Source organism: Pseudomonas sp. BIGb0278, from assembly GCF_024809895.1.
Taxonomy (GTDB): Bacteria; Pseudomonadota; Gammaproteobacteria; order Pseudomonadales; family Pseudomonadaceae; genus Aquipseudomonas; species Aquipseudomonas shirazensis.
The window spans coordinates 212534-227206 of sequence record NZ_JANUEL010000004.1 but is presented as its reverse complement, the minus strand read 5'-3'; the positions used below and the strand labels follow the sequence as shown (position 1 = coordinate 227206).

Genomic DNA, 14673 nt, shown 5'->3' with positions numbered 1-14673 from the left:
TCAATCGTGCACGGCCTGTTGCCATTGCGCCTGATCGACCTGCAGCAGCGTGGGCTTGTTGCGCTCGACGGCGCGGGCCAACGCCGTCTGCAACTGCGCGAGGTCGTTGACCTGCTCGGCGGCCGCGCCCAGGCCCTGCGCCACGGCGATGAAGTCTGGGGTATGGATATCCACCCCGACCGGCTTGATATCGCGGTTGAGCATGTACTTCTTGATCTCTTCATAGCCGTGGTTATTCCACAGCAGAACAATCAGCGGCACCTGCGCCTCCACCGCGCTGGCCAGTTCCGGCAGGGTGAACTGCAGGCCACCATCGCCAATCAGGCAGACCACTGGCGCGCGTTGTTTGATCACCGCCGAGCTGCCCAGCCAGGCCCCCATCGCTGCTGGCAACGCATAGCCAAGCGTGCCGTAGCCGGTCGAGGCATTGAACCAGCGGCGCGGCGCAGGCATGTCGAGAGTCAGATTACCGGTGTAAACCGGCTGGGTTGAGTCACCGACCAGCACCACCTCTGGCAGCGTCTGCAGCAATGTCTTGAGCAAGCGGGTCTGGCTCAGGCTGGGCTGGTCCCAGCTGGCCGCCAGGGCCTGGCGCAGTCGCGCGGCCCGAGCGGTGCCCCAACTGGCCTGACGCTGCGCTGCTGGCTGCAGCCGCACTGCAGCCAGCAAGGCCTGCGCGGCCTGCTCGGCATCGGCCACCAGGGCAAGCTCCGGCAAATAGTTGCGTACAGTCTGGTCCGGATCGATGTCGATCCGCAGCAGGCTGCCGGGAATCTTGAAACCACCCTGGAAGGTCACGTCGTAGTCGGTTTCTGCCAGCTCAGTGCCAATCGCCAGCACAACATCGGCTTCGCCGATCAGTTCACGGGTAACGGGCAGCGAATGGGTCGAACCAATCTGCAAGGGATGATCTGCCGGCACTAGACCTTTGGCATTGATGGTCAAAGCTACCGGCGCCTGCAGATGTTCCGCCAATGCGGCCAATGCCGCGCCGGCCGCGAGCGCACCGCCGCCGGCAAGGATCAATGGCCGTTGCGCCTGGGCCAGGCGTGTTGCCATCTGCGCAACGGTGGTCGGCGCCGCTGCTGCGCGGCTGACCCGGATCGGTCGGCCTGGCAACAAATGATCGGCCGGCTCGACCAGCACATCCAGCGGGATCTCGATATGCACAGGCCGTGGCCGGGCGCCATCGAACACGGCGAACGCACGCGCCAGCACCTGCGGCAAGTCATCGGCGCTCATCAGGGTTTGCGAAAATGCGCTGACTCCAGCGACCAGCCCGCGCTGATCGGGCAACTCGTGCAGCTTGCCGCGCCCGCCACCCAGGGCATTGCGCGACTGCACACTGGAGATTACCAGCATTGGAATCGAGTCGGCATATGCCTGGCCCATGGCGGTGGTGATGTTGGTCATGCCTGGGCCAGTGATGATAAAGCACACGCCAGGCACGCCGCGCGTGCGTGCATAACCGTCGGCCATGAACCCGGCGCCTTGCTCATGGCGCGGGGTGATGTGGCGAATCGTGGAGCCCGCCAGGCCGCGGTAAAGCTCGACGGTATGTACGCCGGGGATGCCGAAGACATGGTCGACGCCATAGCCTTCGAGGAGTTTGACCAGTACTTCGCCACAGGTTGCCATCGTCCGATACCCGCTTGTTGTTCAAATAATGAGCGTATTGAACCCGCGGGGCCGCTATCGTCACAATGCAAAAAAACACATACTAGCCATGACCTCAGAACATGGCTGCACACGATGAATCGACTCCCTCCCCTGTCAGCCCTGCAGACTTTTCTGATCACCGCGCAGCACTGCAACTTCACCCACGCCGGCCAGCAGTTGAATATCAGTCAAGGTGCGGTGAGTCGGCAGATCGCCGGGCTCGAGGCGAATTTGGGCTACGCCTTGTTCGTTCGTCAGGCACGCGGCCTGCGCCTGACCCGCGAGGGCCAGGACTGGTTGCCGCGGGTACAGCAGATGTTCGCGCTGCTCGAACAGGGGGTGCGCGAAGTCGCCGTGCGCAGTGCAGTGCTGCAGATCAAGGCGCCGACCTGTGTAATGCGCTGGCTGTTGCCGCGCTTGATCGAGTGGCAGGCGCTGCGCCCGGACATCCCGGTCGAAGTCACCAGTTCGGTCCAGCACGGGGTCGACTTTCAGCATGAACAGTTCGATGCTGCGGTGCTCTACGGGCCTGCACCCGAGCCTGGCCCGCACACGCGAAAGCTGTTTGATGAGCAACTTACGCCGGTCTGCGCGCCTTCGCTGTTGAACGGTAATTTGCCCCTGCAGCAACTTGCCGACCTGCCTGCACACATGCTGCTGCACCCGTCCCGCGACGAGCACGACTGGCGCCTGTGGCTAGCAACGGCAGGCTCGACTGAGGTGCATGGCCGACGCCAGCATTTCGAGACGCTGGACATGGCCGTGGCGATGGCTGCGCAAGGTACCGGGGTGGCGATTGGCGACTGGGCATTGATTGCCGATGATCTGCGCGAAGGGCGCTTGTGCATGCCGTTTGCCCTGAAGGTGAGCACCGGCAGCAGCTATTATCTGACCAGCCCGGACAGGCCAATGCCTGCGGGACTGATCGAGTTGCTGGAGTGGCTGCAAACACGCGCCAGGCAATAGCCGCGGTTACTCCTCGACGCTCATGTATTCCTTGGCCCAGCGGATATAGTCCTCAGGCTGGGTATAGGTGTGCGAGAGCTCGGTAGCGCTGAGGTTTTCCGACTTGTTCTGCTGGCCACGCTGCAGGCGCAGGCAATCGTAGGTGGCCTTGATCGCAGCAAAGTAGGCGGCATGGCCATCGACCACGATGCGCACGCCCAAGCGCGCCAGACGCTCGTCATCGCCCAGATTCGGGTTGCCGTAAGTCACCAGCATCAACGGCACGCTGAGGTGCTCGGAGATCTGCTCGAGGTGGTCGAAGTCCTTGACCCCGACCATGCAGATCGCGTCGGCACCGGCCTTCTGGTAGCTCTGGGTACGGACGATGATCTCTTCGGTGCTGAGTACGCCGGCGTTGGTCCGCGCGATGATCGACAGCGACGAATCGACCCGGGCTTCGAGGGCCGCGCGGATCTTGCCGACGCCTTCGTCGACCGAGATCAGGTCGGTGGACTTGCGCCCGAATTGAGCTGGCAGCAGCGTGTCTTCAATGGTCAGTGCCGCCACGCCCGCGCGCTCGAGTTCGATCACGGTGCGCATGACGTTGAGGGCATTGCCATAACCATGGTCGGCGTCGGCCATGACCGGCAGTTGCGCAACGCGGCCGATGCGGGTGGCTTGCTCGACGAACTCGCTCAGGGTGATCAAGGCAAAGTCAGGCGCAGCCAGTACCTGCAGGGAGGCGACCGAACCACCGAGAATACCCACCTCAAAGCCCAGGTCTGCCGCGATGCGCGCCGACATGGGGTCAAACACGGAAGCTGTGTGGAAGCACGAACCGGAAGCGAGCAGCTCGCGGAAGGCAAAACGTAAATCCTGGTGGGAAGCCCTGGGCATGATCACTCCGCAATAAAGTTGTAATTGAACTGGCTGAAAACCGACCCTTGAATGTGGGGTCTACCTGACCCGTTCCAACCGTCGCCATCTGGGCGGTCATGCTCGACATGCAGGCAGAGGAATAAAAGGCGTGGGCTACAGCGGCGCGGAATACTGCGACTATTTGCTGCACCATGCTGGTGCAAAGCCCCGTATTCAGCCACTGCGGCTCCGCCACGATATCACGCAGCCACTTCGGTTCGGTCGAAAGCGCGTATGCCGATCGTGCATAGGTGATGCACATACTGGATAGGAAGCTACCTAAGTCAGGTTACACTTGGCTTGCGCCTGATGGCCCTGACCTGGACATTTTCATACAAGGTATGACCGTGACTGCCGCACTCCCTCCTGCTGCCCTGCGCCGCGTGCTGACCGCCCTGATGCTGGCGATCTTTCTTGGTGCCCTCGACCAGACCATCGTTGCCGTGTCGCTGCCGGCGATCTCGGCGCAGTTCAATGACGTCGAGCTGCTGGCCTGGGTGATTGCCGGGTATATGGTAGCGATGACCGTTGCGGTGCCGATCTACGGCAAGCTGGGTGACCTGTACGGGCGCCGCAGAATGATCCTCACCGGCACCGCGCTGTTTACTCTGGCCTCGGTGTTCTGTGCACTCGCGCAGAACATCGAGCAGTTGATCCTGGCCAGGGTGCTGCAGGGCATCGGCGCCGGCGGCATGGTCTCGGTAAGCCAGGCGATCATTGGTGATTACGTGGCACCGCGCGATCGCGGCAAGTATCAAGGTTATTTCAGCAGCATGTACGCCCTGGCCAGCGTGGCCGGGCCGGTCCTGGGCGGCGGCTTGACCGCTTACTTGTCGTGGCACTGGGTGTTCTGGATCAATCTGCCGCTGGGGCTGCTGGCGCTGTGGGTCATCGGTCGAGCGCTGAACGGCATGCCGAGCCGCCATCGCGCGGCGAAGGTGGATTATCTGGGGGCACTGCTGCTGATCGTCGGCCTGGGCAGCCTGCTGTTGGGCATCACCCTGATCGGCCAAGGGCACGCCTGGCTGTCGACGCCGGTAGTGGCTTTGTTCGGCTGCGCCAGCCTGGGTCTGCTGCTGTTGATTGTTCAGGAACGCCGCTGCGCCGAGCCGCTGCTGCCGCTCAAACTGTTCGGAAACCGCGTCGCGCTGGCCAGTTGGGGGGTGATCTTCTTTGCCAGCTTCCAGTCGATCTCGCTGACCATGCTGATGCCGCTGCGCTTTCAGAGCATTACTGGCGCCAGCGCCGACAGCGCTGCGCTACACCTCTTGCCGCTGGCTATCGGCCTGCCGCTGGGGGCATTTTGCGGCGGTCGGCTGACCAGCCGTACTGGTCGCTACAAGCCGCAGATCCTCGCCGGCGCCGTGTTGATGCCAATGGCAATCCTGGTAATGGCGCTGACTCCACCTGACTCAGCGCTGCTCAGTGCGCTGGCGATGATCCTGGTCGGGGTTGCTGGCGGCCTGCAGTTTCCGACATCGCTGGTGGCCAGCCAGAGTGCAGTGCAAGCGCAGGATATCGGCGTGGTGACCAGCACTACCAACCTGTTCCGCTCGTTGGGCGGCGCGGTGGGTGTGGCGTGCATGTCCAGCGTGCTGCTGGCATTGCTGCATATGGGTGGGATTGAGTTGCTCGGCAATCCATTGCTGGCGAATGTGCAGACGGGAACGGCCGACCCGCTGCACCAGTCACAGCTGCTGCAGACCTTCAGCTATCTGCTGACGGGCAGTGCCGCCGTTGCGCTGCTGGGTTTGATTGCTGCAGTGGCATTGCCCGACCGACAACTGCGCGGGCATTGAACCCGCGCCCGGCTGTTAATCGCCGGTTAATCCGTGCCTCACAAGCTCGCGCACAATCCTTCACAAAGTCTCATTTGCGCAAGGCCGGGCTCAGGCGCAGCATGTCCAGGCCCGTGTCGACCCAGCGTTCGGCATTGCCCAGCAGATCGAAGCTGTCTGGCAGCAACAACCAGCGGCCGATCAGACCGTCGATGTAGGCAAAAATCGCTACCGCAGCATGGTCGACCAATAGGTCGGCAGGCAACTGTTCGCGCCGTACTGCATTGCCCAGCGCCAGCACGATACTTTGGTGGCAATCGGCAATGGCCCCTTGGCGCTGCTGGCGGATTTCACACATCTCATCGGTGAACTCGCACTTGTGATGCAGGATCTCATTGATACGCCGGGTCCGCGCGTCCAGCACCAGGTCGTTGAGCACCTGCAACAGCAGTGTGCGCATGCAGCCGAGCGGATCGAGCTCATCCTCGCTCTCGCTGGCGCGAGCCAGATGGTCGTGGCTCTCGTGGACACTGTCGAGCAGCGCCTGGACCAGCTCGGCCTTGTTGCTGAAGTGCCAATAGATAGCGCCACGGGTGACCCCCGCCTGCTGCGCAATATCAGCCAGGGTAGTGCGCGCAACCCCGCGCTTGTAGAAAGCCCGCTCCGCAGCCGCAACAATCTGGGCGCGGGTTTCCTGGGCTTCCTCTTTGGTTCGACGGACCATGGCAGCTCAACCTCATCAAAACCCCAGCGCATGATCTGTGCCAGGGTGGCCAGCGTGGAACACCTCTGGATGGGCGTTTCTCAACACGATTCTGGTCTGTGCTGTGGCAACAGACCGCTACAAATGACTATTTACAAACAACCATGAATGTAAGTATATTCGTTAGTAAGCTACTTATCCAGCCGAATGATTTATTCTGACAAGACTCTTCCATTACTCTTGAGCATCTCCCAGCTCTAGCGACCCGAGGATCCTCATGCAATTCAAGCCAGCTGTCACAGCCCTGGTTTCCGCCGTCGCCCTGGCAACCCTGCTCAGTGGCTGCAAGAAAGAAGAAGCCGCGCCTGCACCGCAGGCTCCTCAGGTCGGCGTTGTAACCCTGCAACCGCAAGCCTTCACCCTGACCTCGGAACTGCCGGGCCGCACCACTGCATTCCGCGTTGCCGAAGTGCGCCCGCAGGTCAATGGCATCATCCTCAAGCGCCTGTTCAAAGAAGGCAGTGACGTCAAGGAAGGCCAGCAGCTCTATCAGATCGACCCTTCTGTTTACGAAGCGACCCTGGCCAACGCCCAGGCCAACGTGCAAGCGACCCGCTCGCTGGCCGATCGCTACAAGCAGCTGATCGATGAGCAGGCCGTATCCAAGCAGGAATACGACGATGCCAATGCCAAACGATTGCAGGCTGAAGCAACGCTCAAGAGTGCCCAGATCGACCTGCGCTACACCAAGGTGCTGGCGCCGATCAGCGGCCGTATCGGTCGCTCGGCGTTCACCGAAGGTGCATTGGTGAGCAACGGCCAGACCGACGCCATGGCCACTATTCAACAGCTTGATCCGGTCTATGTCGACGTCACCCAGTCCACCGCCGAGCTGCTCAAGCTGCGCCGCGAGCTGGCCAGTGGGCAACTGCAGAAATCCGGTGAGAATTCCGCTCAGGTCGAGCTGATTCTGGAAGATGGCAGCACCTTCGCGCAAAAAGGCCGCCTGGAGTTCTCCGAGGTGTCGGTCGATGAAACCACCGGTTCCGTGGTGCTGCGTGCCGTGTTCCCCAACCCCGACCACACCCTGCTGCCGGGCATGTTCGTCCACGCTCGCCTGCAGTCCGGGGTCAATGCCAATGCCATCCTGGCGCCGCAGCAAGGCGTCACCCGCGACCTCAAAGGCACGCCTACGGCACTGGTCGTGAACAAGGACAACAAGGTCGAACTGCGCGAGCTCAAGGCCAGCCGGACTCTGGGCAGCGACTGGCTGATCGAGGAAGGCCTCAACCCGGGCGACCGTCTGATCACCGAGGGCCTGCAGTACGTGCGCCCTGGCGTCGAGGTCAAGGTCAGCGAAGCGACCAACGTCAAGTCTGCGGCTAACCCCAACCAGGCCAACGCGGCGAAAGCTGACGCCAAAGCGGAGTAAACCATGTCGAAGTTCTTTATCGATCGCCCGATCTTCGCATGGGTGATTGCCCTGGTGATCATGCTGGTCGGCGCCTTGTCGATCCTCAAGCTGCCGATCAACCAGTACCCAAGCATTGCCCCGCCTGCCATCGCGATTGCCGTGAGCTACCCGGGTGCCTCGGCGCAAACCGTGCAGGACACCGTGGTCCAGGTGATCGAGCAGCAGCTCAACGGTATCGACAACCTGCGCTATGTGCAGTCGGAGAGCAACTCCGACGGCAGCATGACCATTACCGCCACCTTCGAGCAGGGCACCAACGCTGATACTGCGCAGGTGCAAGTGCAGAACAAGCTCAACCTGGCCACCCCACTGCTGCCGCAAGAAGTGCAGCAACAGGGTATCCGCGTGACCAAGGCAGTGAAGAACTTCCTGATGGTGATCGGCTTGGTGTCCGAGGACGGCAGCATGACCAAGGATGACTTGGCCAACTACATCGTCTCGAACATGCAGGATCCGGTTTCGCGCACCGCGGGTGTGGGTGACTTCCAGGTGTTCGGCGCCCAGTACGCCATGCGTATCTGGCTCGATCCGGCCAAGCTGAACAAATTCCAGCTGACCCCGGTCGATGTGCGCACCGCAGTCACCGCGCAGAACGTGCAGGTTTCCAGCGGTCAGCTGGGCGGCCTGCCAGCACTGCCGGGCACCCAGCTCAACGCCACCATCATCGGCAAGACCCGCCTGCAGACTGCCGAGCAGTTCGAGAAGATCCTGCTCAAGGTCAACAAGGACGGCTCCCAGGTGCGCCTGGGCGATGTAGCCAAGGTCGGTCTGGGCGGCGAGAACTATTCGGTAAGCGCCCAGTTCAACGGCAAGCCGGCTTCGGGCCTAGCGGTCAAACTGGCTACCGGCGCCAACGCCCTGGATACCGCCAAGGCGCTGCGCAAGACCATCAGCGACCTCGAGCCGTTCTTCCCGCCTGGGATGAAAGCGGTGTTCCCGTATGACACCACGCCGGTGGTGACAGAGTCGATCAGCGGGGTTATCCACACCCTGATCGAAGCGGTGGTGCTGGTGTTCCTGGTGATGTACCTGTTCCTGCAGAACTTCCGCGCCACAGTGATCACCACCATGACGGTGCCGGTGGTATTGCTCGGCACCTTCGGCATCCTTGCCGCAGCCGGCTTCAGCATCAACACCCTGACCATGTTCGCCATGGTTCTGGCCATCGGCTTGCTGGTGGACGACGCCATCGTTGTGGTGGAGAACGTCGAGCGGGTGATGTCCGAAGAGGGACTACCGCCTAAAGAGGCGACCAAACGCTCGATGGAGCAGATTCAGGGCGCGCTGGTCGGTATTGCCCTGGTGCTGTCGGCGGTACTGCTGCCAATGGCCTTCTTCGGCGGTTCGACCGGTGTGATCTACCGGCAGTTCTCGATCACCATCGTCTCGGCCATGGGCCTGTCGGTACTGGTCGCGTTGATCTTCACCCCGGCCCTGTGCGCCACCATGCTCAAGCCGGTGAAAAAGGGCGAACACCATGTCGCCAAGCGTGGCTTCTTCGGCTGGTTCAACCGCAACTTCGACCGCAGTGTGCAGGGCTACGAGCGTAGCGTCGCCACCATTCTGCGCAACAAGGCGCCATTCCTGCTCGCTTACGCCCTGATCATCGTCGGCATGATCTACCTGTTCATGCGCATCCCGACGGCGTTCCTGCCTGAAGAAGACCAGGGCGTATTGTTTGCCCAGGTACAAACCCCGGCGGGTTCCAGTGCCGAGCGCACCCAGGCCGTTGTCGACCAGATGCGTGAGTACCTGCTCAAGGACGAGGCCGACACCGTGTCGTCGGTGTTCACCGTTACCGGCTTCAACTTCGCCGGCCGTGGGCAGAGCTCGGGTATGGCCTTCATCATGCTCAAACCATGGGGTGAGCGTACGGCTGAAAACAGCGTGTTCGGCCTCGCTGGCCGGGCTCAGCAGCACTTCTTCACCTTCCGTGATGCGATGGTGTTTGCCTTTGCCCCGCCTGCGGTACTGGAGCTGGGTAACGCCACCGGCTTTGACGTGTTCCTGCAGGACCGTGCCGGTCTTGGCCACGAAAAACTCATGGAAGCGCGCAACCAGTTCCTGGCCAAGGCGTCGCAGAGCAAGATCCTCACCCAGGTACGCCCTAACGGCCTGAACGATGAGCCGCAGTATCAGCTGATTATCGATGACGAGCGCGCCAGCGCGTTGGGCGTGACCATCTCTGATATCAACAGCACCTTGTCGATCGCTCTGGGCGGCAGCTACGTCAACGACTTCATCGACCGCGGTCGGGTCAAGAAGGTCTATATCCAGGGCGACGCGAGTGCGCGGATGAACCCTGAGGACCTGAAGAAGTGGTACGTGCGCAACAGCCAGGGTGAGATGGTACCGTTCTCCTCCTTCGCCTCCGGCGAATGGTCATTCGGCTCGCCAAAACTGTCGCGTTACAACGGCGTGGAAGCGGTCGAAGTTCTGGGTGCACCGGCACCTGGCTACAGTACCGGTGAAGCCATGGCTGAGGTCGAGCGGATTGCCGGCGAACTGCCTACCGGCATTGGCTACTCGTGGACGGGCATGTCCTACGAGGAGAAACTCTCCGGTTCGCAGATGCCAGCCTTGTTCGCCCTGTCGCTGCTGTTCGTGTTCCTCTGCCTGGCAGCGTTGTACGAAAGCTGGTCGATCCCAATCGCGGTCGTGCTGGTAGTACCGCTGGGTATCATCGGTGCACTGGTTGCCACCAGCCTGCGCGGGTTGTCCAACGATGTGTACTTCCTGGTTGGCCTGTTGACCACCATTGGCCTGGCGGCGAAGAACGCGATCCTCATCGTCGAATTCGCCAAAGAGCTACATGAACAAGGCAAAAGCCTGTACGACGCGACCATCGAAGCGTGCCGCATGCGTCTGCGCCCGATCATCATGACCTCGCTGGCGTTCATCCTCGGCGTGGTACCGTTGACCATCGCCAGCGGCGCAGGCTCGGGTAGCCAGCACGCCATTGGTACCGGTGTGATCGGCGGCATGATCAGTGCGACCGTGCTGGCCATCTTCTGGGTACCGTTGTTCTTCGTCGCAGTGTCGTCGCTGTTCGGCAGCAAAAAGCCGGAAGCCGATGCCACCCCTGAAACTCCACGTATCGAGGCTGGGCAATGACCAAGTCTTTGCTGTCCCTGGCGGTCACCGCGCTGATTCTCAGCGGCTGCTCGCTGATTCCTGATTATGAAACCCCGGATGCTCCGGTGGCAGCGCAGTGGCCGCAAGGCCCTGCCTACTCGCCGACCGAGTCGGCAGAAGTGGCAGCAGCCGAGCAAGGCTGGCGCCAGTTCTACACCGATCCGGCGCTGCAACAGCTGATCCAGACGTCGCTGGTGAACAACCGTGACCTGCGTGTGGCGGCGTTGAATATCGACGCCTACCGCGCCCAGTACCGCATCCAGCGTGCTGACCTGTTCCCGGCAGTTTCGGCAACCGGCAGCGGCAGCCGTCAGCGCGTCCCTGCCGACATGTCGCAAACCGGCCAGGCCGGCATTACCAGCCAGTACTCGGCCACCGTCGGCGTCAGCGCCTACGAGCTGGACTTGTTTGGCCGCGTGCGCAGTCTCAGCGAGCAGGCCTTGGAGACTTACCTCTCCAGCGAGCAGGCGCGGCGCTCGACGCAAATCGCGCTGGTCGCCAGCGTGGCCAATGCCTATTACACCTGGCAGGCCGATCAGGCGCTGCTGAAGCTGACCGAAGAAACCCTCAAGACCTACGACCAGAGCTTCAACCTGACCCGTCGCAGTAATGAGGTTGGCGTGGCTTCGGCGCTCGATCTGAGCCAGGCGCGCACTGCTGTAGAAGGCGCCCGGGTCAAGCTTGCGCAGTACCAACGCCTGGTCGCGCAGGACCTCAACAGCCTGACCGTGCTGCTCGGTACCGGCATCCCGGCCAACCTGCCGACACCGCTCAAGCTCGACGCCGACCAGTTGGCCGAAGTGCCAGCGGGCCTGCCGTCCGACTTGCTGCAGCGCCGGCCGGACATCCAGGAAGCCGAGCATCTGCTCAAGGCGGCCAACGCCAATATCGGCGCCGCCCGTGCAGCGTTCTTCCCGAGCATCAGCCTGACCGCCAATGCCGGCACCCTCAGCCCGGACATGAGCGGGCTGTTCAGCGGTGGTTCGGGTACCTGGCTGTTCCAGCCGCAGATCAACCTGCCGATCTTCAACGCCGGCAGCCTGCGCGCCAGCCTGGATTACTCGAAAATCCAGAAGGACATCAACATCGCGCGTTACGAAAAGACCATCCAGACCGCCTTCCAGGAAGTCTCCGATGGCCTGGCCGCACGCAAGACGTTTGAAGAGCAGTTGCAGGCGCAGCGCGATCTGGTTGCAGCCAACCAGGATTACTACCGCCTGGCCGAACGCCGCTACCGCATCGGGATCGACAGCAACCTGACCTTCCTCGATGCCCAACGCAACCTGTTCAGCGCCCAGCAGGCGTTGATCAGCGATCGGCTGTCGCAGCTGACCAGTGAGGTCAACCTGTACAAGGCACTGGGAGGCGGCTGGTACGAGCGCACCGGCGAGGCCAACCAGCAGGCGTCGCTGCAATCGCCTAAAGGCTGATCGCCAAGGCACTGCAACAAGCCCACCCTCGCGGTGGGCTTTTTTGTGGCCGCTGCCAACTCACTTCGGCATTATGCGAAAATTAACTAGCTGGAACATTCCGTTCGATAACCGCCCAATACCGCCTGCGACGAATTGCCCCGGCCCTGACATGCGCCGCAACATCTTCCCCGTACCCGGACACGATGTTTCCAAGCACCGGCTCAACCATAAAAACAAGAGATCTCCAACAGATGAGCACTTCGCACTCCGCACGCCAGCTGCTGCCCGGCCTGTTGGCCATGACCTGCGCCCTGCCCGCCTTCGCCGCCGAAAGCGGTTTTCTGGAAGACGCCAAGGCCAGCCTCAACCTGCGCAACTTCTACATCAACCGCAATTTCGTCGACCCTGCCAACCCGCAAGGCAAGGCCGAGGAGTGGACGCAGAGCTTCATCCTCGATGCGCGCTCCGGCTTCACCCAAGGCACGATCGGCTTCGGCGTCGACGTCCTCGGTCTGTATTCGGTCAAACTCGACGGCGGCAAGGGCACCGGCAACACTGCCCTTCTGCCGATCCACGACGACGGCCGTCCAGCAGATGACTTCGGCCGCCTCGGAGTTGCCTTCAAGGCGCGTCTGTCGCAAACCGAGCTGAAAGTCGGCGAGTGGATGCCGGTACTGCCGATCCTGCGTTCGGACGATGGCCGCTCACTGCCGCAAACCTTCCGCGGTGGCCAGATCACCTCCAAGGAAATCGACGGCCTGACCCTGTACGGCGGCCAGTTCCGCGGCAACAGCCCGCGTAACGACGCCAGCATGGAAGACATGTCGCTGAACGGCCGCGGGGCGTTTGTCTCCGACCGCTTCAACTTCGCTGGCGGTGAGTACACCTTCAACGACAAACGCACGATGATCGGTCTGTGGGATGCCCAGCTCAAGGACATCTACCGCCAGCAATACCTGAACCTGAGCCACAGCCAGCCCATCGGCGAATGGACCCTCGGTGCCAATCTGGGTTACTTCATCGGCAAGGAAGATGGCGCCGAACGTGCCGGCGAACTGGACAACCGCACCGCCTCGGCCATGCTCTCGGCGCGTTACAAAGGCAACACCTTCTACGTCGGCCTGCAGAAGGTCAGCGGCGATGATGGCTGGATGCGGGTCAACGGCACCAGCGGCGGCACCCTCGCCAACGACAGCTACAACTCAAGCTTTGACCAGGCCAAGGAGCGCTCCTGGCAGGTGCGTCACGACTTCAACTTCACCAGCGTCGGCGTGCCTGGCCTGACCTTGATGAACCGCTATATCAAGGGTGACAACGTGCACACCGCAACCGTCGATGACGGCAAGGAATGGGCCCGTGAGAGCGAACTGGCCTATGTAGTCCAATCGGGAACCTTCAAGGACCTGACCATGAAGTGGCGCAACTCGACCATGCGCCGCGACTACAGCACCAATACCTTTGACGAGAACCGGGTGATCGTCAGCTATCCGCTGAACCTGCTGTAAAGCCGCACGCGGCCTCTGCGTGATCAACAGCATCGCGCAGAGGCCGTAGCGCTTATCTATAGAACGCAAAGATCTATATATCAGCGCCGACCATCATTGACGGAATATGTAACAAAAGCTAAAAAGATCCATCCCGCCCGCCGCAGAGCTCGACATGGATCTTCGCCAACTGCGCTACTTCATTGCCCTCAACGAATACCGCAGTTTCGTCCGTGCCGCCGAAGCCATGGGCATTACCCAACCTGCATTCAGCCGGGCCATTCAAGGCCTTGAGCAAACCCTCGGTTGCCCATTGGTTGACCGCGCCAGCAAGGCGCTGCAGCCAACCCCGCAAGGCCTGGTGGTACTGCAACATGCCCGCCGGCTGGTCCAGGGCGCTGCCCAACTAAGCATCGATGTCTCACAGATGACCAAGCTCGACGCGGGTGAGCTGCAGTTTGGCTGTGGCTCGGCACTGGCTGTGCAACTGGTGCCCGACGCCTTGCAGCAGTTCATCAAGTTGCATCCCGGTATTCGCACCGCGCTGCAGGTCGACAACGGCGAGCGCCTGGGGCAGGCCTTGCGCCGCGAGCAGATCGAGTTTTTTATCGATGATGTACGCCCATTCGAGGCCGATCCGTACTTTCATACCGAACCTCTCAAACCACGCCCGGGGCTGTTCTTCTGCCGTGCCGGCCACCCCTTGCTGAGCAAGGACAGCTTGTCTACCAACGACCTGTTCGCCTACCCGCTGGCCAGCGCCCTGCTCGCTCCCGGTGTGCGCAAGCGTCTGGCCAACCTCAGCGGGCGCAGTGACTTCAGCGCGCATTTGCAGACAGAGCATCTACCGGTGCTGCGCAGCGTAGTGCTGGGCAGCGACACGATTGGCGCGGCCAGCGAGGAGGCAGTGGCTGAAGACCTCAGTGCGGGGCGCCTGGTGCGGCTGCACTGGCGCAACCTGCCACCGGGTCTGGAGGTGCTCAGCGTGCGTTGCGGTATCGTCAGCCGCAGTGGCTACCGGCTGTCAGCTGCAGCCAGGGCGATGATCGATATGCTGATCAGTCTGGATCAACCAGAGCTGCCTGCCCAGCGGGCACCTGACGTCGGTCTGCGCGCCACTCATTCGCCGCACTGATAGCAGCGCATCACCCATACTCGGTTCCGG

The 14673-nt window shown here is 61.9% G+C and carries 10 protein-coding genes; 7 read left to right on the top strand and 3 right to left on the bottom strand.

The window, feature by feature from the left end:
- The gene (locus tag M2396_RS16430; protein ID WP_259076012.1) at positions 1 to 1638 is read right to left on the bottom strand and encodes a 5-guanidino-2-oxopentanoate decarboxylase; all 1638 of its coding nucleotides are present in this window, start codon (positions 1636 to 1638) and stop codon (positions 1 to 3) included.
- 114 nt (positions 1639 to 1752) lie between these two features.
- Here M2396_RS16430 and M2396_RS16425 point away from each other — a divergent pair, with 114 nt between their 5' ends.
- Positions 1753 to 2625, top strand: a complete 873-nt coding sequence (locus M2396_RS16425; RefSeq protein WP_259076010.1) for a LysR substrate-binding domain-containing protein — start codon at positions 1753 to 1755, stop codon at positions 2623 to 2625.
- A gap of 6 nt (positions 2626 to 2631) precedes the next feature.
- Here M2396_RS16425 and M2396_RS16420 read toward each other — a convergent pair whose 3' ends face one another.
- Positions 2632 to 3501, bottom strand: coding sequence for an oxaloacetate decarboxylase (locus tag M2396_RS16420; RefSeq protein WP_101321928.1), 870 nt, complete (start codon positions 3499 to 3501; stop codon positions 2632 to 2634).
- Positions 3502 to 3869: 368 nt separating this feature from the next.
- Between M2396_RS16420 and M2396_RS16415 the strand changes: the two genes are divergently transcribed.
- Positions 3870 to 5321: an MDR family MFS transporter gene (locus tag M2396_RS16415; RefSeq protein WP_259076008.1), complete on the top strand. Its 1452-nt coding sequence runs from the start codon at positions 3870 to 3872 to the stop codon at positions 5319 to 5321.
- Positions 5322 to 5391: 70 nt separating this feature from the next.
- Here the strand turns inward: M2396_RS16415 and M2396_RS16410 are convergent, their stop codons facing one another.
- Positions 5392 to 6024, bottom strand: coding sequence for a TetR family transcriptional regulator (locus M2396_RS16410; protein ID WP_101321929.1), 633 nt, complete (start codon positions 6022 to 6024; stop codon positions 5392 to 5394).
- A gap of 256 nt (positions 6025 to 6280) precedes the next feature.
- Here M2396_RS16410 and M2396_RS16405 point away from each other — a divergent pair, with 256 nt between their 5' ends.
- From M2396_RS16405 to M2396_RS16385, 5 genes are all read left to right on the top strand, one after another.
- Positions 6281 to 7435, top strand: a complete 1155-nt coding sequence (locus M2396_RS16405) for an efflux RND transporter periplasmic adaptor subunit (protein WP_101321930.1) — start codon at positions 6281 to 6283, stop codon at positions 7433 to 7435.
- A 3-nt stretch (positions 7436 to 7438) separates the two neighbouring features.
- Complete coding sequence (gene ttgB / locus M2396_RS16400) at positions 7439 to 10591, top strand: multidrug efflux RND transporter permease subunit TtgB (RefSeq protein WP_259076004.1); 3153 nt, start codon at positions 7439 to 7441, stop codon at positions 10589 to 10591.
- On the top strand, positions 10588 to 12042 hold the full coding sequence (locus tag M2396_RS16395; protein ID WP_101321932.1) for an AdeC/AdeK/OprM family multidrug efflux complex outer membrane factor: 1455 nt from the start codon (positions 10588 to 10590) through the stop codon (positions 12040 to 12042). The genes ttgB and M2396_RS16395 overlap by 4 nt, the downstream gene beginning before the upstream one ends.
- Positions 12043 to 12275: 233 nt before the next feature.
- A complete protein-coding gene (locus M2396_RS16390; protein WP_101321933.1) occupies positions 12276 to 13529 on the top strand; it encodes an OprD family porin in 1254 nt (417 codons plus the stop codon).
- A gap of 154 nt (positions 13530 to 13683) precedes the next feature.
- Entirely contained in the window at positions 13684 to 14643 is a 960-nt protein-coding gene (locus tag M2396_RS16385) for a LysR family transcriptional regulator (protein ID WP_101321934.1), read from the top strand.
- The last annotated feature ends 30 nt before the right edge of the window (positions 14644 to 14673 follow it).

What these genes read in the sequence shown, in the direction of transcription:
- M2396_RS16385 (WP_101321934.1), top strand. Translation starts at nt 13,684, where the DNA reads ATGGATCTTCGCCAACTGCGCTACTTCATTGCCCTCAACGAATACCGC.
- M2396_RS16410 (WP_101321929.1), bottom strand. Translation starts at nt 6,024, where the DNA reads ATGGTCCGTCGAACCAAAGAGGAAGCCCAGGAAACCCGCGCCCAGATT.
- M2396_RS16430 (WP_259076012.1), bottom strand. Translation starts at nt 1,638, where the DNA reads ATGGCAACCTGTGGCGAAGTACTGGTCAAACTCCTCGAAGGCTATGGC.
- M2396_RS16395 (WP_101321932.1), top strand. Translation starts at nt 10,588, where the DNA reads ATGACCAAGTCTTTGCTGTCCCTGGCGGTCACCGCGCTGATTCTCAGC.
- M2396_RS16390 (WP_101321933.1), top strand. Translation starts at nt 12,276, where the DNA reads ATGAGCACTTCGCACTCCGCACGCCAGCTGCTGCCCGGCCTGTTGGCC.
- M2396_RS16405 (WP_101321930.1), top strand. Translation starts at nt 6,281, where the DNA reads ATGCAATTCAAGCCAGCTGTCACAGCCCTGGTTTCCGCCGTCGCCCTG.
- M2396_RS16425 (WP_259076010.1), top strand. Translation starts at nt 1,753, where the DNA reads ATGAATCGACTCCCTCCCCTGTCAGCCCTGCAGACTTTTCTGATCACC.
- M2396_RS16420 (WP_101321928.1), bottom strand. Translation starts at nt 3,501, where the DNA reads ATGCCCAGGGCTTCCCACCAGGATTTACGTTTTGCCTTCCGCGAGCTG.
- ttgB (WP_259076004.1), top strand. Translation starts at nt 7,439, where the DNA reads ATGTCGAAGTTCTTTATCGATCGCCCGATCTTCGCATGGGTGATTGCC.